At 70.9% G+C, this 18,665-nt stretch carries 20 protein-coding genes and 1 pseudogene; 15 read left to right on the forward strand and 6 right to left on the reverse strand.

The features are described 5' to 3' along the window. Window positions 1–55: 55 nt before the first annotated feature. Entirely contained in the window at window positions 56–616 is a 561-nt protein-coding gene (locus L6E10_RS24610) for a YbaK/EbsC family protein (protein ID WP_236221897.1), read from the forward strand. On the opposite strand, the gene L6E10_RS24615 is transcribed toward L6E10_RS24610, so the two are convergent. Next, window positions 593–1,660 (reverse strand): LOG family protein, encoded by a 1,068-nt coding sequence (locus L6E10_RS24615; RefSeq protein ID WP_236221898.1) that lies wholly within the window; start codon window positions 1,658–1,660, stop codon window positions 593–595. The two genes, L6E10_RS24610 and L6E10_RS24615, sit on opposite strands and share 24 nt — an antisense overlap. Before the next feature lie 315 nt (window positions 1,661–1,975). Here L6E10_RS24615 and L6E10_RS24620 point away from each other — a divergent pair, with 315 nt between their 5' ends. Then, complete coding sequence (locus tag L6E10_RS24620; RefSeq protein ID WP_236221899.1) at window positions 1,976–2,413, forward strand: hypothetical protein; 438 nt, start codon at window positions 1,976–1,978, stop codon at window positions 2,411–2,413. Next, complete coding sequence (locus tag L6E10_RS24625) at window positions 2,410–2,814, forward strand: hypothetical protein (RefSeq protein ID WP_236221900.1); 405 nt, start codon at window positions 2,410–2,412, stop codon at window positions 2,812–2,814. Before L6E10_RS24620 ends, L6E10_RS24625 begins: the two co-directional genes overlap by 4 nt. Here L6E10_RS24625 and purU read toward each other — a convergent pair. From purU to L6E10_RS24645, 4 genes are read right to left on the reverse strand one after another with little or no spacing between them, the layout of a single operon-like run. Then, window positions 2,811–3,662 (reverse strand): formyltetrahydrofolate deformylase, encoded by an 852-nt coding sequence (purU, locus tag L6E10_RS24630; protein ID WP_308102870.1) that lies wholly within the window; start codon window positions 3,660–3,662, stop codon window positions 2,811–2,813. The two genes, L6E10_RS24625 and purU, sit on opposite strands and share 4 nt — an antisense overlap. 37 nt (window positions 3,663–3,699) lie before the next feature. Next, window positions 3,700–4,425, reverse strand: a complete 726-nt coding sequence (locus tag L6E10_RS24635; RefSeq protein ID WP_236221902.1) for a maleylpyruvate isomerase N-terminal domain-containing protein — start codon at window positions 4,423–4,425, stop codon at window positions 3,700–3,702. A 9-nt stretch (window positions 4,426–4,434) separates the two neighbouring features. Then, entirely contained in the window at window positions 4,435–5,241 is an 807-nt protein-coding gene (locus L6E10_RS24640; protein ID WP_090094569.1) for an SAM-dependent methyltransferase, read from the reverse strand. Beyond that, window positions 5,220–5,708 carry a DUF2505 domain-containing protein gene (locus L6E10_RS24645; protein WP_236221903.1) on the reverse strand — a complete coding sequence of 163 codons (489 nt, stop codon included), beginning with the start codon at window positions 5,706–5,708 and terminating at the stop codon, window positions 5,220–5,222. The genes L6E10_RS24640 and L6E10_RS24645 overlap by 22 nt, the downstream gene beginning before the upstream one ends. On the opposite strand from L6E10_RS24645, the gene L6E10_RS24650 reads away from it, so the two are divergent. Together L6E10_RS24650 and L6E10_RS24655 are read left to right on the forward strand one after the other, a co-directional pair. Continuing rightward, a complete protein-coding gene (locus L6E10_RS24650; RefSeq protein WP_236221904.1) occupies window positions 5,707–6,807 on the forward strand; it encodes a UDP-N-acetylmuramate dehydrogenase in 1,101 nt (366 codons plus the stop codon). The genes L6E10_RS24645 and L6E10_RS24650 overlap by 2 nt on opposite strands. A gap of 62 nt (window positions 6,808–6,869) precedes the next feature. Further along, window positions 6,870–7,898, forward strand: a complete 1,029-nt coding sequence (locus L6E10_RS24655) for a S1 family peptidase (protein ID WP_236221905.1) — start codon at window positions 6,870–6,872, stop codon at window positions 7,896–7,898. Here L6E10_RS24655 and L6E10_RS24660 read toward each other — a convergent pair. Then, on the reverse strand, window positions 7,852–8,583 hold the full coding sequence (locus L6E10_RS24660) for an SDR family oxidoreductase (RefSeq protein WP_236221906.1): 732 nt from the start codon (window positions 8,581–8,583) through the stop codon (window positions 7,852–7,854). The genes L6E10_RS24655 and L6E10_RS24660 overlap by 47 nt on opposite strands. Before the next feature lie 93 nt (window positions 8,584–8,676). Here L6E10_RS24660 and L6E10_RS24665 point away from each other — a divergent pair, with 93 nt between their 5' ends. From L6E10_RS24665 to L6E10_RS24710, 10 genes and pseudogenes are all read left to right on the forward strand, one after another. Then, window positions 8,677–9,816 (forward strand): Ig-like domain-containing protein, encoded by a 1,140-nt coding sequence (locus L6E10_RS24665; RefSeq protein WP_236221907.1) that lies wholly within the window; start codon window positions 8,677–8,679, stop codon window positions 9,814–9,816. 43 nt (window positions 9,817–9,859) lie between these two features. Then, entirely contained in the window at window positions 9,860–10,624 is a 765-nt protein-coding gene (locus tag L6E10_RS24670; protein WP_236221908.1) for an alpha/beta fold hydrolase, read from the forward strand. Next, window positions 10,621–11,868 carry a D-inositol-3-phosphate glycosyltransferase gene (gene mshA, locus L6E10_RS24675; protein ID WP_236221909.1) on the forward strand — a complete coding sequence of 416 codons (1,248 nt, stop codon included), beginning with the start codon at window positions 10,621–10,623 and terminating at the stop codon, window positions 11,866–11,868. The genes L6E10_RS24670 and mshA overlap by 4 nt, the downstream gene beginning before the upstream one ends. After that, complete coding sequence (locus tag L6E10_RS24680; protein ID WP_090094574.1) at window positions 11,865–12,344, forward strand: YbjN domain-containing protein; 480 nt, start codon at window positions 11,865–11,867, stop codon at window positions 12,342–12,344. The genes mshA and L6E10_RS24680 overlap by 4 nt, the downstream gene beginning before the upstream one ends. Window positions 12,345–12,404: 60 nt before the next feature. Further along, entirely contained in the window at window positions 12,405–13,250 is an 846-nt protein-coding gene (locus L6E10_RS24685) for a DUF4349 domain-containing protein (protein ID WP_236221910.1), read from the forward strand. Between the two features lie 399 nt (window positions 13,251–13,649). Continuing rightward, a complete protein-coding gene (locus L6E10_RS24690) occupies window positions 13,650–15,215 on the forward strand; it encodes an AMP-binding protein (protein ID WP_236221911.1) in 1,566 nt (521 codons plus the stop codon). A gap of 107 nt (window positions 15,216–15,322) precedes the next feature. After that, on the forward strand, window positions 15,323–16,069 hold the full coding sequence (locus L6E10_RS24695; protein ID WP_090094577.1) for a phosphoglyceromutase: 747 nt from the start codon (window positions 15,323–15,325) through the stop codon (window positions 16,067–16,069). A 178-nt stretch (window positions 16,070–16,247) separates the two neighbouring features. Beyond that, window positions 16,248–17,417 carry a cell wall metabolism sensor histidine kinase WalK gene (locus L6E10_RS24700; RefSeq protein WP_236221912.1) on the forward strand — a complete coding sequence of 390 codons (1,170 nt, stop codon included), beginning with the start codon at window positions 16,248–16,250 and terminating at the stop codon, window positions 17,415–17,417. Beyond that, the gene (locus tag L6E10_RS24705) at window positions 17,414–18,094 is read left to right on the forward strand and encodes a response regulator transcription factor (RefSeq protein WP_053737067.1); all 681 of its coding nucleotides are present in this window, start codon (window positions 17,414–17,416) and stop codon (window positions 18,092–18,094) included. The genes L6E10_RS24700 and L6E10_RS24705 overlap by 4 nt, the downstream gene beginning before the upstream one ends. Window positions 18,095–18,121: 27 nt before the next feature. Next, window positions 18,122–18,665, forward strand: a pseudogene (locus L6E10_RS24710) (hypothetical protein); the annotation flags it as partial.

Raw genomic sequence — 18,665 nt, forward strand, 5'->3', positions numbered from 1 at the left:
GTCAAGGTCAAACGCGAGTCCGAGCTGGTTCGCCGGGGTCCGCGGAGCAGCGACAATGGGCACCGTGTGGACTATCGCTGGTTCGTTGGATCCCGTCCCGGTCCTCTCGCGCCTCGACCTGGTTGCCGAACCGGTCGCGGCCGCGCTGAAGGAGCTGGACGGTGCTGATCGCGTCGCCGTGGCGGAGATCGACCCCGCGCTCGCCGACACCGCCGAGTTCTGCGCCCACCACGGCTCGCCCCTGGCGGCCTCGGCGAACTGCGTCGTCGTCGCCGGCAAGCGCGGTGACGTGGTCCGTTACGCGGCCTGCATGGTGCTCGCGACCATGCGCGCGGACGTGAACGGTGTCATCCGCAAGCGGCTCGACGCGCGCAAGGCGTCGTTCGCGCCGATGGACGAGGCCGTGGCGTTGACCGGCATGGAGTACGGCGGCATCACGCCCATCGGCGTGCCCGCGGACTGGCCGGTCCTCGTCTCGCCCGAGGTCGCCGCCGCCCCCGAGCTGGTCGTGGGCAGCGGCATCCGCGGGAGCAAGATCCTGATCCCCGGCGACGTGCTGGTGAAGCTCGCCGGAGCCGAGGTCCTCCCGGACCTAGCCCGCGTACTTGAGCAGTAGCTCGACCGCCTCGTCGACGTCGTCCGTCACGAGGATCCACTGCTCGGCCTCCCGGCCCGCCGCGAGCTTCGTCACGAGCGGCGCGGCCGGGACCTCGTCGGTCCAGAAGTGCTCGCCCAAGAAGATCATGGGTGCGGCGGGACCGACGCTGCCGTAGTAGTTCTGGGTGAAGTCCTGGAAGACCTCCTGGACCGTGCCCGCCTTGCCCGGCGTGTAGACGATGCCGCCGGTCGCGACCGTGAGCAGGCCCTCCTCGCGCACGGAGTTCGCGAAGTACTTCGCGTGCAGCTCGCAGGCCGGGTTGGGCGGCTCGTGGCCGTAGAACCAGGTCGGGATGCCGATCGTGCGCGGGCGGTCGAAGCTGCGGATCTCCGGGAACGCCGCGAGCCAGCGGCCGATCGACTCGTCGTCGCCGCCGAACGACGGCGCCTGCGCGAGGGCGTCGAGGACGTCGGTGTCCACCTCGCCCAGCCGGACGCCCAGCGGGACGGCCTCCATCGCGCCCGGTCCGCCGCCGGTCAGCACGGTGAAGCCCGCGCCGCCCAGAGCGGCGCCGAGCTCCACGGCGCTGCGGTAGCCGTCCGAGCCGCGGGCCAGCGCGTGGCCGCCCATGACCGCGACCGGGGAGCCCGTCAGCGTCTCGTCGAGGGCCTCGGTGATCGAGTGGTCGTGCAGGCGTTCGGCCAGCGCGTGCAGCGGGTCCGGGTGGTGGCCCTGCTGCTTGCTGTGCCGGTAGATCACCGCGTCCGGGGTGTCGGCGTACGACTTCGGGTTCGCCGGGTCGAAGCCCGCGAACAGCTCCGCCGGGGTGTAGAGCGACGAGCGGTAGACGTCGTAGGGCAGGTCCGGGATCACCGGGAAGATCAACGCCCCGGCGGCTTCCGCCCGGCGCTGCATGGTCTCGCTGAGGGTGCAGCCGAGCAGGAGCGCGCCGTCGAGCGGCACGCGCACGTCCTCACGGGTGAGGTCCAGCCCGATGATGACGGCGTTGCGCAGGTCAGGGGCTGCCCGCAGCTGGTCGAGGTCGGTGATTTCGATCCGCACGGCAAAAAGCCTATGCCCCGGGCGGACCGCCGTGCCCCCGAATCCGGACGTGGAGGTGGCCCGCGGCCGCTCACCCCCGACGAGCGGCCGCGAGCCACCTGCGCGCTGCTCGTCGGGGACGAGACGAGGTCCGGCCCGGGCCGTCTCGGTGTGTGGTGGGATGCCGACCTCGACGACGTGACGCCGGCCGTCCTGCCTGCCGCCGACGCCGCGTGGCTGGTCGAGGCGGTGCAGCGGGCAGCAGCGAAGCTCCGGCGACGGCACGGTCGGCCTCGCCGCGACGGGGCCGACCGGGCCCGCCCTAGGATCTGCCGGGTGGGTAAGTCCGTGCTCCTCCTCCTTCCGCTGCTCGCCGCGCTGTCCGGCTGCGGCGCGCTCGAGGGCTTCGACCCGGAGCTCAACGCCGTCGGCAAGCAGGTCGTCTCCGACTGGAAGCAGCGCCCGGAGACCGCCGCTGCGCAGTTCGAGTACACCCACGGCCTCGACGCCGACGACAGACTGGTCCTCCAGGTGATGCTGGAGGCGGACCGGATCTCCGACCAGGTCGTCGACGAGTTCGTGCAGATCGCCCGCCGCGACTGCTGGCGCGGCACCTGGAAGTCCTGCTCCGCCCGCTACGTCGTCTACTCGACCGACGACCCGCCCTACGGCGACAGGCGCGACTCGGGCAAGCCGGTCCGCGAGGGCGACGTCGACCTGCCGCCGGACCTGGAGCTCGTCTTCGGCCCGCGCCCGGAGAGGCCGAAGTCGTGAGGCGCCTGCTGCTCGTCCCGCTCGCCCTGCTCCTCGCCGCGTGCGGAACCTCGGACTCCACGGTCGAGAAGCTCGCCGACCGGATTGAAGCGGACCTCAACGCCGAGGACGGCGTCTCCGAGGTGGTCGTCCAGCACCGTGCGGACGTCGACCACCAGCAACGCCTCACCGTCACCGCGACCGTGCGCGACGGGGGCACGGCCGACCGCGCGCTGGAGGTCGTGAAGCGCGACTACTGGACGGGCACGGGCCGCACCGTCGACTTCCGGGTGCGGTTCGCCGACGAGACCGGGGTCGAGCTGCGCAAGTCCGACGTCCGGTTCAAGCTCGGGGACGTGGTGGAGATGGAGCGCAGGTACGGGCCCCGGTCGGAGGCGGGCGAACTCGACCCCGGCCGCTAGAAGATCACCGTCTGGTTGCCGTGCACCAGCACCCGGTCCTCCAGGTGCCACCGCAACCCGCGCGCCAGCACCACCTTCTCGATGTCACGCCCCTTGCGCACCATGTCGGCCACCGAGTCGCCGTGGTGCACGCGCAGCACGTCCTGCTCGATGATCGGCCCGGCGTCCAGGTCGGCGGTGACGTAGTGGCAGGTGGCGCCCACGAGCTTCACGCCGCGGCGGTGCGCCTGGTGGTACGGGCGGGCGCCGATGAACGACGGCAGGAAGCTGTGGTGGATGTTGATCGTGCGGCCGGACCAGGCGGCGCAGAGCTCCGGCGGCAGGATCTGCATGAAGCGGGCCAGCACCACGGCGTGCGGGTCGTGCTTTTCCACCAGGAGCCGCAGTTGTGCGAACGCCGCCTGCTTGCCCTCGGGGTCGTTGAACGGGAACGGCACGTGGTGGAACGGGATGCCGTGCGCGCGGGTGATGTCGGCGAGCTCCGGGTGGTTGCCGATGACGGCGGACACCTCGACGTCGAGCTCGCCGGTCGCGACGCGGGCCAGCAGGTCGTAGAGGCAGTGGCCCTCCTTCGAGACGAGGATGACCACGCGCTTGCGGGCGCCCGTGTCGGTCACCGTCCACGTCGACTGCGCGCCCAGCGACGCCGCCACGTCGGCGAAGCGGGCGCGCAGGTCGTCCACGCCGAACGGCAGGGAGTCCGCGCGGACCTCCTGGCGGGTGAAGAACCAGCCCGTCTCCGGGTCGGTGTGGTACGCAGCCTCGACGATCCAGCCGCCGTGCTCCGCGAGGAACGACGAGATCCTCGCGATGATGCCGGTGCGGTCCGGGCAGCCGAAGGTGATCACATAGCGACGCTCAGGCGATGACACGCCGCAGAAGTATTCACGGCCTCGGCAGACCCGCCAACAGCGACTCGTCTCCGGTCACGATCGCGTGGCTCGGACGGCCGTAGACGAAGCGGTAGATGGCGTCGGCGGTGCCCGCGAGGGTGGCGTCCTCCTCGAAGGCCGAGTCCCGCGGGGCGGCGACGACCAGCGGCTCGCCCTCGGTCAGCCTGAGCTCCCAGGTGCGGCCCGCGTCGGCGGCGTGCACCAGGAGCCTGCCGGTGGCCGTGACGGGGAAGCCCAGCTCGATGCGGCGGCCCACCAGGACGGTGAGGTACTCGTCGACGCCGTCCGCGGCGAACTCCGGGTCGAACGCCAGCGGCGGCAGCTCCCGGCCGGTCGCGAGGTCGGCGTCCAGGCGGTGGACGGACGTCTCGTGCGCCTGCCGTCGAGCCCAGAAGCCGGCGAGCTTCGGGCCCTGGAACGTCCACGCGGGACGGTCGGCCGGCGTCTCGCGCAGGCGGTCGACGAGCAGCGAGAAACCGTTGTCCCACCACGAGAACACGTCGTCGAAGTCCTGCGGGGCCTGCGGCCACGCCGGCCTGCTGCCGGCGGGGTCGGTGACGACGGCCTCCGCCGCCCAGGTGTGCACCTCGGCGATGTGCCGCACGAGGTCCAGCACCGTCCACTCGGGACACGACGGGACCGGGGCGTCCGGGCCCGCCTTCAGGGCGGAGGAACGCAACGACGAAGTCTGGCTCTCGATCTGCGCGACGTAGTCCACCGAACCACCCTAGGGCGCGACGGCGGCCCAATCGAGCGTGATTTCGCCGAGCCGCCAGCGGCGGCGGTCGTCCAGCACCGGCCAGCCGCGCTCGGCCAGCAGCCGCGCCGACTCGACCCACCGGGCCCGCGGCCCGAACGGTGCGAACGGCGCCGCCGTCGCCCAGCAGGCGTCCAGCTCGGCCAGCAGGGCGTGCACGCGCTCGCCCGGCACGTTCTTGTGGATCAACGCCTTGGGCAGCCGCTCGGCCAGGTCCGACGGCACCTCGATCCCGGACGGCTTGCACGCCAGCGTGAACCGCAGGGGCCCCTCGGCCGACAACGTCACCCACGTGCAGCGACGACCGATCTCGTCGCACGTCCCCTCGACGACCAGGCCGCCGGGGGCCATGCGCGACAGCATCGTGTCCCACGCCTCGAACGACTGCTCCTCGGTGTACTGGCGCAGCACGTTGAACGCGCGCAGCAGCACCGGACGGGCGCCCGCCAGTTCGAAGCCGCCGCGCCGGAAGTCGAGCCACGGCGGGTCGGCCACGGCCTTGCCCGCCTCCACCCGGTCGGCGTCGATCTCCAGCCCGAGCACGCGCACGTCGGGACGCACCGCCCGCAGCCGGGAGGCCATCTCGACGGTGGTGATCGGCGTCGCGCCGTAGCCGAGGTCGACCACGAGCGGGTCGGCGGCGTCGCGGAGGAAACCGGCGAGTGTGCCGGTCGTCCAGCGGTCGACCCGGCGCAGGCGGTTCGGGTTCGTGGTGCCGCGCGTCGGCAGGCCGAGCGCACGGGCCCGGCCGGCCGCTAGCCGCGGTTTGCGAGCCATTCCGACGTGAACTCGCTCTCCTTGTCGAGCAGCACGGCGACCTGCTCCGCGATCAGCTTCTCGAGCTTGCCGCCCAGCAGCGGGATGCCCACCCTGACCTCTCCCGTGAGGGTGGTCTTCGAGCCGGAGCCGTTGTCGAGGACGGTGAAGGCGCCCTCCAGGCGGCCGGGCACGCTGCCCACGGCCACCTCGACCGTGCCGGCGCCCGCGGCCCACGTCTCCGTGCGCTGGATCACCAGGTCGCCGCCCAGCGCGGCCTTGACCGCCGACGGCAGGTGCTCGGCGGGCACACCCTGCTTGAGCTGGTACGTCGTCTTCCCGCCGGTGCTCGAGAACGTCACGAGCTCGGCGTTCGAGCCCCCGATCGCGGCCAGCCGGTCGCGCAGGTGGGTCTCGTCGACCATCGCGCCGAAGACCTTCTCCGCCGAATGGGGTGAGGTGGTGTGGTGCTCGATGCGGCGTGCCATGTCGCGGAGGCTACCGTTGACGTCTGTGACCACCACGCAGTCCGTACCTCTGGCCGAGCGCACGACGCTCCGACTCGGTGGGCCGGCCGCGCGGTTCGTCCACGCCACGACCGCCTCTGAGCTGGTCGAAGCCGTGCGAACAGCCGACGCCGCCACCGACGAGAAGGTCCTCGTGCTCGGCGGCGGGTCCAACCTCGTGATCTCCGACGGCGGCTTCGAGGGCACGGTCGTGCACGTCGCCACCAAGGGCTTCCGGCTCGACCCGCTGGGCGGCGGCATCGTCCAGTTCACCGTCGAGGCGGGCGAGGAGTGGGACTCCGTCGTCGCCGAGGCGGTCGCGCAGGGCCTCGGCGGGCTCGAGTGCCTGTCGGGCATCCCCGGCCTCAACGGGGCCACGCCCGTGCAGAACGTCGGCGCTTACGGCGTCGAGATCTCCCAGGTGCTGCAGTCGGTCGACCTGCTGGACCGCCGCAGCGGCAAGGTGCACCAGGTGCCCGCCGCGAAGCTCGGCCTCGCCTACCGCACCAGCGTGCTCAAGGGCACGGACAACGCCGTGGTGCTGCGCACCCGCTTCTCGCTGACCGCGGGCGGCATGTCCGCGCCGATCCGCTACGGCGAGCTCGCGCGCGTCCTCGGGGTGGCGCAGGGTGATCGCGTCCCGGCGGACGAGGCCCGCAAGGCCGTGCTGGAGCTGCGCCGCGGCAAGGGCATGGTGCTCGACCCGGCCGACCACGACACGTGGAGCGCCGGCTCGTTCTTCACCAACCCGATCGTCGACGACGCGACGCTGACGAGCGTGCTCATCCGGATCTCCGAACGCCTCGGCGCCGACGTGACCGTGCCGGTCTACCCGGCGGGCCACGGCCGGAAGAAGCTCTCCGCGGCGTGGCTGATCGAACGCGCCGGCTTCCGCAAGGGCCACCAGGGCCCCGGCGGCCGGGTGTCGTTGTCCGGCAAGCACACGCTGGCCCTCACCAACCGCGGCGGCGCCTCGACCGAGGACCTGCTCGACCTGGCGCGCGAGGTGCGCGACGGCGTGCGGGCGGCGTTCGGCGTCGAGCTGCACCCCGAACCGGTCTTCGTGGGCGTTCAGCTGTAGGTCTGTTCGAGTGACGCTATGTGACCAACCGCTACCCGGAGTGTTTCATTGAGGTAGAGGAAGTGCGGGAGGTCGCTATGAGCTACCTCGACGAGAACGCGCGCGAGGCCGTCAGGCCGGTCAAGCGCATGGTCGAAGACGAGTTCCTGAGCCGGCCGGGCGTGATCGGCGTCGACATCGGCGAGAAGGTCACCGGCGGGCGCCCGACCGGCGAGGCCGCGATCGTGGTCTACGTGTGCGCCAAGGGGCCCGAGCACCCGCGGCAGATCCCGGTGGAGGTCGGCGGCGTGCCGACCGACGTGGTCGCCGAGCCGATCGTGCTGCACCGGGCGAGGGCCGTGCGCTACTCGGACGAGCAACCCGTCGCGGGGGAACGGCACGCGGTGCTGCGCGGCGGGATCGGCATCGGCCCCGCGCGGGCGTTCCGGATCGCGCCGCCCGATGTGCCGAAGGCGTGCGACTACGTGATCGCCGGCACGCTCGGCGCGTTCGCCGTCACGCGCGAGGAGCCGCGGAAGGTGCTGGGGCTCACCACGTTCCACGTCGGCTGCGTCGACGACTCGTGGGCGGTGGGCGACGAGTTCGTGCACCCGTCCCGGGTGGACGGCGGCGTGCCGGGAGCCGACGGGGTCGCCGTGCTGGACCGGGCGGCGCTCGCGGGCGCCGTGTCGGCGGCGGGACTGCGGATGGGCGACAGGCCGTTCCGCGCGGAGGTGCTGGAGATCGGGGCGGTCACCGGCAGCGCGCGGGCGGAGATCGGTTCGTCCGTGCGCAAACGCGGCCGCACCACCGGGCTCACGTACGGCGTGGTCGCCTCGACCGAGGCGACGATCCGGCTCGACTTCGGCGACGGCATCGGCGTCCGGACGCTGCGCGACCAGATCCGCGTGCACTCGGCGGAACGCTTCGGCGACCACGGCGACAGCGGCGCCGTGCTGGTCGACGCCGACAACCGCGTCGTGGGCCTGTACGTCGCCGGTTCGGGCTCGACGGGGTTCGCGAACCCCGTCGAGCCCGTCCTGCGTCAGCTCGACGTGGAGCTGCTCACTCCCGGTGTGCCCGAGTCGCGGAGGCCTGGGCCCGCGGCTTGAGCACGATCGTGTCGAGGTTCACGTGCGAGGGCCGGGTGACGGCGAACGAGATGACCTCCGCCACGTCGTCGGCCGTCAGCGGGGTGAGGCCCTCGTAGACCTTCGCCGCGCGTTCGGTGTCGCCGCCGAACCTGTTGGCGGAGAAGTCCGTCTCGACCATGCCCGGCTGGATCTCGGTGACGCGCACCGGCTGCCCGAGAAGCTCGCCGCGCAGCGTGCGGTGCAACGCCGACTGCGCGTGCTTGGCGCTCGTGTAGCCCGAACCGTTGTCGTAGGCCTCGAACGCCGCGATGGACGTCACGGAGACGATGTGCCCGTCCCCGGACGCGATCAGCTTCGGGAGGAAGGCCTTCGTCACCAGCAGGGTGCCGAGGACGTTCGCCTCCCACATCCAGCGCCACTCGGCGGGGTCGCCGTCGGCGACGGTCGAGAGGCCACGGGCGCCGCCCGCGTTGTTCACGAGCACCCGCGCCTCGGGCACCCGCTCCGCGAAGGCGGTGACGGAGGCCTCATCGGTGACGTCCAGCTCGAGAGCCGTTCCGTCGATTTCCTTCGCGATAACGTGGAGGAGGTCCAGACGACGTGCGCCGAGCACGACGTGGAACCCCTCCGCGGCCAACCGCCGCGCGGTGGCCTCGCCGATGCCCGCGCTAGCTCCGGTCACTACTGCGACAGGTCGATTCACGACCCCGATCGTAGGCGGACGGCATGCGTGTGACCGACGTCACCCGCACCACCCGGTCGTGCCGGACGTCCTGCTTTGTGGGAGGTCGAAACCGTGAAGAGAACACTTGCCGCGCTGGTCGCCGGTCTGGCGCTGCTGACCGGCTGCTCGAGTGTCGAGGGAGGGTCGCCCAAGGCGGACAGCTCGCTGCCGTCCGCGAAGGTCACCCTGTCGCCGGTCGACGGAACCAAGGACGTGCAGGTCACGAGTCCCGTCCAGGTGACCGTGGTCGACGGCAAGATCGAGTCCGTGGCGCTGAAGTCGCCGGAGGGCAAAGAGGTCAAGGGCACGCTCACCGAGGACAGGTCGGGCTGGACGACCGCCGAGCCGCTCGGCTACGGCAAGTCGTACAGCTACTCCGGCAAGGTCGTCGGCAGCGACGGCAAGCCGGTCGAGCTCAAGGGCTCGTTCACCACCGTGGCGCCCGGCTCCCAGACCCGCGCGACCCTCTGGCCGAGCGACAACCAGACCGTCGGCGTCGCGGCGCCGATCATGGTCAAGTTCGAGGCGCCGGTCCAGGACAAGGCGACCGTCGAGAAGGCGCTCAAGGTCACCAACTCGGCGAACGTGCAGGGCTCGTGGGCGTGGCTGAACGCCCAGGAGGTCCACTACCGGCCGGAGAAGTACTGGCCGGCGAACACGACCGTCAAGGTCGAGGCGAAGCTCTACGGCGTCGGCTACGGCGGCGGTGCGTTCGGCAAGGCCGACGTGACCAGCGACTTCACCATCGGCCGCAACCAGGTCGTGAAGATCGACAACCCGACGCACCGGCTCAAGGTGTTCCGCGACGGCCAGCAGGTCGCCGACTACCCGGCGTCGTTCGGCAAGGACGCCGACCCGGAGCTCACGACGCCGAACGGCACGTTCGTCGTCATGTCGAAGCACGACTCGTTCTCGTTCGACAACCCGCGCTACGGCTACACCAACGTCGTGAAGAAGTGGGCCGTCCGGTTCTCCAACCACGGCGAGTTCATCCACGAGAACAACGACAACGCGGCCAACATCGGCAGCAACAACACCTCGCACGGCTGCGCGAACCTGCTGGAGGCCGACGCGAAGGCGTACTACGACTCGGCGCTCGTCGGTGACCCGGTCGAGGTGACCGGCTCCATCACCACGCTGCCGCCGCAGTTCGACTGGTACGACTGGCAGCTCACCTGGGACCAGTGGAAGGCGAAGTCCGCCGTCAAGTAGGACCGGCGGGAATGCGTCCCCCGACCAGGTCGTTCGTACGGGTGTGCAGCTGACACACGTGACGGCGGCCGGCGGGGGACGACTGGCCGTCCGTGAATCAGGTCCGGCCGGGGCGCCGCCGGTGGTGCTGGTCCACGGCTGGGCGCAGACCGGAGCCGTCTGGGACCTCCCCGGCTTCCACGCCCACGCCGTCGACCTGCGCGGACACGGCGAGTCCGACGACTTCGGCGACTACCGCGACTCCGCGCGGTGGGCCGCCGACCTGAAGGCCGTGCTCGACCACACGGGTCCCGCCACCGTCGTCGGCTGGTCCTACGGCGGTCTCGTGATCGCCGACTACCTCCGCTTCCACGGCACGGCGAACGTCCGCGCGCTCGTGTTCGTGAGCGCCATCACCGAGATCGGCCGCGGTCGCCCCGGGGGCGAGACCGGCCCCGTGATGCGGGCCGCGTTGCCCGGCGCGATCACCGACGACGCCGTGATGGCGGAGTTCTGCCAGGCCATGGCCCCTGCCCTGCCCTCTGGGACGGTCGGCGAACTCACAGCCGCCGCGACCTCCGTCAGCCCTAAGGTGCGGGGAGAGCTGTTCCGCAGGGATGTGGGCAGCGCCGACGTGTTGAAGGCAGTCGACGTGCCGACGCTGGTCGTGCACGGAACTCAAGACGAGGTGGTCGCCCCTGCCGCCGCCGAGTACTCCGCCGCCCTGATCCCCGGAGCCGAGTTGAGCCTGTACCCCGACACCGCGCACGCGCCCTTCCTGGAGCGGCCCGAGCGGTTCTCCGCCGATCTCCTGCGAGTCGCCCGATGAAGCGCGTGGCGGTGCTCTCGGTGCACACCTCGCCGCTCGAGCAGCCGGGCACGGGGGACGCGGGCGGGATGAACGTCTACATCGTGCAGACGGCCACCCGGATGGCCCGGCGCGGGGTCGAGGTGGAGATCTTCACCCGTGCCACGTCCTCGGAGCTGCCGCCGGTCGCGGAGCTGGCGCCCGGTGTGCGCGTCCGGCACGTCGCCGCGGGGCCGTTCGAGGGCCTGGGCAAGGAGGAGCTGCCCGGTCAGCTCTGCGCGTTCACGGCGGGTGTCCTGCGCGCCGAGGCACGGCACGAGCCCGGCTACTACGACGCGATCCACTCGCACTACTGGTTGTCGGGGCAGGTCGGCTGGCTGGCGCGCGAACGGTGGGGCGTGCCGCTGGTGCACACCGCGCACACGCTGGCGAAGGTGAAGAACCTGGCGCTGGCCGAGGGCGACGCGCCGGAGCCCCGGATGCGGGTGATCGGCGAGGAGCAGGTGGTCGGCGAGTCGGACCGGCTCGTGGCCAACACCGACATCGAGGCGAGCGAGCTGGTCAAGCTCTACGACGCGGAGCCGTCCAAGGTCGCCGTCGTGCCTCCCGGGGTGGACCTCGACCGGTTCACGCCCGGTGACCGGGGCGAGGCCCGGCGGTCGCTCGGCGTCCCGCAGGACGCGGTCGTGCTGGCGTTCGTCGGCCGGATCCAGCCGTTGAAGGCCCCCGACGTGCTGCTCCGCGCCGCCGCGGAGATGCTGGTGCGCGACCCCGGCCTGCGGTCGCGGCTGGTCGTGCTGATCGTCGGCGGGCCGTCGGGCAGCGGCACGGAACGGCCCAAGGCGCTGGAGGAGCTGGCCGGGCAGCTGCGGATCACGGACGTGGTGCGCTTCCTGCCGCCGCAGCCGGGGCCCGCGCTCGCGCGGGTCTACCGGGCGGCGGACCTGGTCGCCGTGCCGAGCCACAACGAGTCGTTCGGGCTGGTCGCGCTGGAAGCCCAGGCCTGCGGGACGCCCGTGGTCGCGGCGGCGGTCGGCGGCCTGCCGGTCGCGGTCAACGACGGGGTGTCCGGGATCCTCGTGGACGGCCACGAGCCGGCGCGGTGGGCCGAGGCGATCAGCGGGCTCGCGCTGCCGCAGCGGGAGCACCTGGCGAGCAACGCCGTGGGGCATGCGCGACGCTTCTCCTGGGACCGCACGACTGACGCCCTGCTGGCGGGGTATCAAGAGGCGGCAGAGGTGTTCCGCCGGGAGGTTTTCGCTTGAGCGTCGACAGTGTGATCAAGGAGTTCCTGGACGAGCGGGAGCTGACCTACGACCGGCGCGAGCCGGGCAAGTTCTTCGTGACGCTGCCGGGCACCAAGAAGCTGCAGACCAACGTGTGGCTGGTCGAGACCGGGCACGCCCTGGTCGTCGAGGCGTTCGTGTGCCGGCGGCCCGACCAGTCGTTCGAGGACGTCTACCGCTTCCTGCTGCGCCGCAACGCCCGGCTGTACGGGGTGCACTACACGATCGACAGCGAGGGCGACATCTACCTCGTCGGCAGGGTCGGCAAGCACGCCGTGACCTCCCACGAGCTGGACCGCCTGCTCGGCCAGGTGCTGGAGGCGGCGGACGGCGACTTCAACCCGCTGCTCGAGATCGGGTTCGCCGACGCGATCCGCCGGGAGTGGGCGTGGCGGGTGTCGCGCGGCGAGTCGCTCGCGAACCTGGCCGCCTTCCAACATCTCGTTTCGGAGTAGCGGGCAACTCGTTTCGGCCTACGCGGCAACCCCCGGTCCCGCCGGAGCCGTCCGAAGGGCATGAGCAGACCAGGGCTGTGGGTGGGAATCGCGTTGCTGGCCCTTGCTTCAGCGGGGTGCGGGAGCGGTTCGAGTGGTGGTGGGACCTCGGCCAAGGACGCCGCGGCCCCACCGCAGGCGGCGCAGAACGCGGCGCCCCAGCAGGAGAACGCGCCGGCCGTGCAGCCGGTGCAGCAGCAGGAACGCCAGCTGGTGCGCACGGCGGACGTCGACCTCCGGGCCGACGACGTGCTGAAGGCCATCGGCCAGGTCAAGGACCGCGCACGGGCGGTGGGCGGGTTCGCGGGGCAGGAGAACTCGACCAAGAAGTCCGGGTCGGTGACCGTGCGGGTGCCGTCGGTGGAGCTCGACAAACTCGTCCAGGACCTCGCGAACGTGGGGGAAGTCACACGCAGCGAGGTGCGCAGCCAGGACGTGACCGACCAGCTGGTCGACGTCGAGTCGCGCATCGCGACGCAGAAGGCGAGCGTCGAGCGGCTCCGCGCGCTGTTCGAGCGGGCCGGGTCGACCTCGGAGGTCGCCCAGGTCGAGAGCGAGCTGACCAAGCGGCAGGCCGAGCTCGAGTCGATGCAGCGGCGCAGCGAGTCGCTCAAGGGCCAGGTCGCCATGGCGACGCTCACGGTGGACGTCGCGACCACGCCGATCGCCCCGCCGGAGGAGGAGAAGGTCGGCTTCCTCGGAGCACTGGCCGGGGGCTGGGACGCGTTGGTCGCGGTCACGGGCGTGGTGCTGATCGGCATCGGCGCGATGCTGCCGTTCCTGGTGGCGCTCGGTGTGCCGGCGGCCGCCGTCGTCTACCTGATGCGGCGGCGCAGGCGCGTCACTCGAACGAACGAGGCGGCGTAATCAAGTTCTACTGAGAGTGTGCCTTTGTGATGCGCGGAACGGCTCGGGAGAGAGGGGGAGTCGCATCGAGCCGTCCCGCGTCAAAGGTCCCCGCTGCAGTGGATCCGTGGACGGGGGGAGCCTGCGGATCCCAAGCGGGCCACGCGATTCGACGGGGGAAGACGAACCGCGCAAGGTGCCTCGCGCTCGACGGACAAGCGTGGGAGCCGACTCGCGGAGGCGGTATCAACTTCTCAGATACATCCTTGCGATCACAAGTGCTTGTATTGCTCCATTCGAGTGTATTTAGCGGCGCAAAGTAACGCATCTGTAGCGATCCACCAGTCCTTGACCAGTTCAGTGGCCTGGCTCACGATGACCCCACAGGCTGGGTGTTCAGCGAGTGAATGAGGTCGCCGCATGGTCTTTCGCAGTCCGTTCCCCGATGTCGAGATCCCCGACGTGTCGCTGCACCAGCTGTTGTTCGGCGACATCGCCGACCGGGCGGACAGGGTTGCGCTCATCGACGGCATGTCCGGCGCGACGCTGACCTACGGGCAGCTCGCCGGCGCCGTCGACCGCCTGGCGGCCGCGCTGGCCGCGCGAGGTATCGGCAAAGGTGATGTCGTCGGCATCCTGAGCCCGAACACGCCCTACTACGCCGTCGTCTTCCACGGCATCCTGCGGGCGGGCGCCACGGCCACCACGATCAACGCGCTCTACACGCCCGACGAGGTCGCGCACCAGCTGCACGACGCGGGCGCGAAGATGCTGTTCACGGTCTCGGTGCTGCTGCCGAACGCCGCCGGGGGAGCCGAGAAGGCGGGCGTGACCGACGTGGTCGTGCTCGACGGCGCCGAGGGCTACCCGTCGCTGCCGGAGTTGCTGGCGAACACGCACCCGGTGCCCGAGGTGTCCATCGACCCCGCCAACGACATCGCGGTGCTGCCGTACTCGTCCGGCACGACCGCGTTGCCCAAGGGCGTGATGCTGACGCACCGCAACCTGGTCGCGAACCTCGTGCAGTGCGGACCGATCCTGTCCGACGTGGGCCCGCACACGCGAATCCTCGCCGTGCTGCCGTTCTTCCACATCTACGGCATGCAGGTCCTGATGAACAACGGCCTCTACATCGGCGGCGTGGTCGTGACGCTGCCGAGGTTCGAGCTGCCGGAGTTCCTGAGGGTCATCGCCGAGCACAGGACCGACCGCGTCTACATCGCGCCGCCGGTCGCCGTCGCCCTGGCGAAGCACCCGATCGTCGACAACTACGACCTGTCCCCGATGAAGCTGCTCTTCTCGGGCGCGGCTCCGCTCGACGAGGACCTGGCCGACGCGGTGAAGAAGCGCATCGGCTGCAAGATCTCGCAGGGCTACGGCATGACCGAGATGTCGCCGGTCAGCCACGCCATCCCGGACGGCCGCGAGGACATCTCGATCGGCACCGTCGGCGTGATCATCCCGAACCTGGAGTGCCGCCTGGTCGACCCGGCCACCGGCCAGGACGTCGGTGCCGGCGAGCGCGGCGAGCTGTGGTGCAAGGGCCCGAACATCATGAAGGGCTACCTGAACAACCCGGAGGCCACCGCCGCGACCATCGACGACGAGGGCTGGCTGCACACCGGCGACGTGGCCGTGATCGACGACGACGGCATCGTCTCGATCGTCGACCGCGTCAAGGAACTGATCAAGTACAAGGGCTACCAGGTGCCGCCGGCCGAGCTGGAGGCCGTCCTGCTGACGCACGAGGAGATCGCCGACGCGGCGGTCATCGGCGTGCGCGACGCGGACGGCGAGGAGATCCCGAAGGCGTTCGTGGTCCGGCAGGAGGACTCGACCCTGGACGCCGACGCCGTCATGGCGTTCGTGGCCTCGCAGGTCGCGCCGCACAAGAAGGTGCGCGTGGTGGAGTTCATCGAGGCGATCCCGAAGTCGGCGGCGGGCAAGATCCTGCGCAAGGACCTCAGGGCGCGCGAACAGGCCTGATCCGTCCGGCGAACGCCCCCGGCGCGACCACCGCCGGGGGCGTTCGCCGCAGGCCGCGACGACCTGCCGGGGTACGGCGGGAGGGGCGGCATGGCAGGCTAACCGGCATGTCTGTCGGAACCTTGGTGCTGCTCCGCCACGGCGAGAGCACGTGGAACGCGGAGAACCTGTTCACCGGCTGGGTGGACGTCCCCCTGTCGGAGAAGGGCGAGAAGGAGGCCCGTCGCGGCGGTCAGCTGCTGCGCGAGGCGGGTGTGCTGCCGGAGGTCCTGCACACCAGCCTGATGCGCCGGGCGATCATGACCGCGAACCTGGCGCTCGACGCCGCCGACCGGCACTGGATCCCGGTCCGCCGCGACTGGCGCCTGAACGAGCGCCACTACGGCGCGTTGCAGGGCAAGAACAAGAAGCAGACGCTGGAGGAGTTCGGCGAGGAGCAGTTCATGCTCTGGCGCCGCTCCTACGACACCCCGCCGCCGCCCATCGAGCCCGGCAGCGAGTTCAGCCAGGACACCGACCCGCGCTACGCGGGCCTCGGCCCCGACCTGCCGCTGACCGAGTGCCTGCTCGACGTCGTGAAGCGCATGCTCCCGTACTGGGACGAGGCGATCGTGCCGGACCTGCGCACGGGCAAGACGGTCCTCGTGGCCGCGCACGGCAACTCGCTGCGCGCGCTCGTGAAGCACCTCGACGGCATCTCCGACGAGGCCATCGCGGGGCTCAACATCCCCACGGGCATCCCGCTGCGCTACGACCTCGACGAGGACCTCAAGCCGATCAAGCCGGGCGGCGAGTACCTCGACCCGGACGCGGCGAAGGACGCCATCGCGGCGGTCGCGAACCAGGGTCGGTAACCGCACTCGGAGAAAGGCGCACCCGGAGATCGGGTGCGCCTTTCCGCGTCTTAGGACACGGTTGGGTGAACAAGGTCTGACCAGGTGCGGAACAACTGTCCATTGAGGTGTCGCGGGTATCACGGTTCACGCTTCCGCACTAGGCCAGGACACCTCTGAGCTGCTTACCATTCGCCTCGTGACCACAACGGGTTACCTCGCTGTGTCGATCGGCCTCGCGCTCATCGGCGCGATAGCCGCTTTCCTCATCGGCCGGTTCACCGCACCAAGGCAGCCCCGGAAGCCGGAAGGCCTCACGGTCGCCGACCTGATCCAGCAGATCGTCCACGACTCCCACGACGGCATCGTGGTGCTCAACCACTTCGGCGACGTGGTGCTGCACAACCCCCGTGCCGAAGAGCTCGGGATCGTCCGCAACAACCGCGTCGACGACCGTGCGCGCAAGGCAGCCGAAGGCGTCCGCAACAGCAACGAGGTCGTGTACGTCGACCTCTCGCCGCTGGAAGGCCGTTCGGGACGGCAGCCGGAGGCCGTGCACGCCGAGGTCCGCCTGCTCATCGAGGACTTCACGGTCGTGGACGCCACGGACGAGTCGGAGTCGGTGCGGCTGGAGAAGACCCGGCGCGACTTCGTGGCGAACGTCAGCCACGAGCTGAAGACCCCCGTCGGCGCGTTGGCGCTGCTCGCGGAGGCCGTGCTGGACGCGAGCGACGACCAGGACGAGGTCCGCCGGTTCAGCGCGAAGATCATGCAGGAGGCCACGCGCCTCGGCACGCTCGTCACCGAGCTGATCGCGCTGTCGCGGCTGCAGGGCGCGGAGAAGCTGCCGGAGCTGTCCGACACCGAGATCGACGTCGTGGTCAACGAGGCCCTGTCGCGCTCGAAGCTCGCCGCCGAGTCGGCCAACATCACCATCACCACCGACGAGCCGAGCGGGTTCATCGTGCCGGGCGACCGGTCGTTGCTGGTCACGGCGCTGACGAACCTGCTGGACAACGCCGTCGCCTACTCGCCGCCCGGCAGCCCCGTGAGCGTCAGCCGCCGGCTGGTGGACGGGTACGTCGAGATCGCCGTGACCGACCGCGGCATCGGCATCGCCGAGGACCAGCAGATCCGCGTCTTCGAGCGCTTCTACCGCGTCGACAAGGCCCGTTCGCGCGCCACCGGGGGCACCGGGCTGGGGCTCGCGATCGTCAAGCACGTCGCCGCCAACCACGGCGGTGAGGTGAAGCTGTGGAGCCTGCCAGGAACGGGTTCCACCTTCACGCTGCGGATTCCCGCCGCGGCGACCGAACAGAACCCGACTCTCGTGCCGATTGGCACGGGTGAGCCAGGAGGAGAGCTGTGACCAGGGTGCTCATCGTGGAGGACGAGGAGTCCTTCGCCGATCCGCTCGCCTTCCTGCTGCGCAAGGAGGGGTTCACCGCGGCGCTCGCCGCCACCGGCCAGGAGGCGCTCGAGGAGTTCGACCGCAACGGCGCCGACATCGTGCTGCTCGACCTGATGCTGCCCGGCATGAGCGGCACGGACGTCTGCAAGCAGCTGCGCCAGCGCTCCGCCGTCCCCGTGATCATGGTGACGGCGCGCGACAGCGAGATCGACAAGGTCGTCGGCCTGGAGCTGGGCGCGGACGACTACGTCACCAAGCCCTACTCGGCCCGCGAGCTCATCGCCCGCATCCGCGCGGTGCTGCGCCGCGGCGGTGAGTCCGAGGACCTGCTGCCGCAGATCCTCGAGGCCGGTCCGGTGCGGATGGACGTGGAACGCCACGTCGTCACCGTCGGTGGCCAGGACATCAGCCTCCCGCTCAAGGAGTTCGACCTCCTGGAGTACCTGCTGCGCAACGTCGGCCGCGTCCTGACCAGGGGCCAGCTGATCGACCGCGTGTGGGGAGCGGACTACGTGGGGGACACGAAAACGCTGGACGTGCACGTCAAGCGGCTGCGCTCGAAGATCGAACCGGACCCGTCGGCACCGCGGCACCTGGTGACCGTGAGGGGTCTGGGTTACAAGTTCGAGTCCTGACGGACACGACCAGGTACCGTTTCCGGCGTGCGCCTGGGCGTTCTCGACGTGGGTTCCAACACCGTCCACCTCTTGGTGGTGGACGCGCATCGTGGTGCCCACCCCATCCCCATGACGTCCGAGAAGACGATCCTTCGTCTCGCCGAGCAGTTGGACGACTCGGGTCAGCTCTCCAAAGCGGGTGCTGACCAGCTCGTTCGCGCCGTGGCCGCCGCGAAGGCGTCGGCCAAGCGGTCCGGCTGCGAGGACCTGATGGCGTTCGCGACCTCGGCGGTGCGCGAGGCGGGCAACTCAGCCGAGGTGCTCGACCGGGTGCGCACCGAGACCGGGGTCGACCTCAGGGTCCTGTCCGGCGAGGACGAGGCGAAGTCCACCTTCCTCGCGGTCCGCCGCTGGTACGGCTGGTCCGCGGGCAAGGTGCTCTGCCTCGACATCAGCGGCGGCTCGCTCGAGCTCGCCGTCGGTCGCGACGAGAACCCCGACCTGGCCTTCTCCGTGCCGCTCGGCGCGAGCAGGCTCACCAGGACCAGGTTCAAAAAGGACCCGCCCCGGCGCTCGGAGGTCCGCGAGA

Source organism: Lentzea sp. CC55 (genome assembly GCF_021056325.1).
Lineage (GTDB): Bacteria > Actinomycetota > Actinomycetes > Mycobacteriales > Pseudonocardiaceae > Lentzea > Lentzea jiangxiensis.

Excerpts from the sequence above, each read along its gene's own strand:
- L6E10_RS24610 (WP_236221897.1), top strand. The coding sequence starts at position 56 with ATGGGCACCGTGTGGACTATCGCTGGTTCGTTGGATCCCGTCCCGGTC.
- L6E10_RS24650 (WP_236221904.1), top strand. The coding sequence starts at position 5,707 with ATGTCGCGGAGGCTACCGTTGACGTCTGTGACCACCACGCAGTCCGTA.
- L6E10_RS24685 (WP_236221910.1), top strand. The coding sequence starts at position 12,405 with ATGAGCAGACCAGGGCTGTGGGTGGGAATCGCGTTGCTGGCCCTTGCT.
- L6E10_RS24645 (WP_236221903.1), bottom strand. The coding sequence starts at position 5,708 with ATGGCACGCCGCATCGAGCACCACACCACCTCACCCCATTCGGCGGAG.
- mshA (WP_236221909.1), top strand. The coding sequence starts at position 10,621 with ATGAAGCGCGTGGCGGTGCTCTCGGTGCACACCTCGCCGCTCGAGCAG.
- L6E10_RS24690 (WP_236221911.1), top strand. The coding sequence starts at position 13,650 with ATGGTCTTTCGCAGTCCGTTCCCCGATGTCGAGATCCCCGACGTGTCG.
- L6E10_RS24695 (WP_090094577.1), top strand. The coding sequence starts at position 15,323 with ATGTCTGTCGGAACCTTGGTGCTGCTCCGCCACGGCGAGAGCACGTGG.
- L6E10_RS24640 (WP_090094569.1), bottom strand. The coding sequence starts at position 5,241 with ATGGCTCGCAAACCGCGGCTAGCGGCCGGCCGGGCCCGTGCGCTCGGC.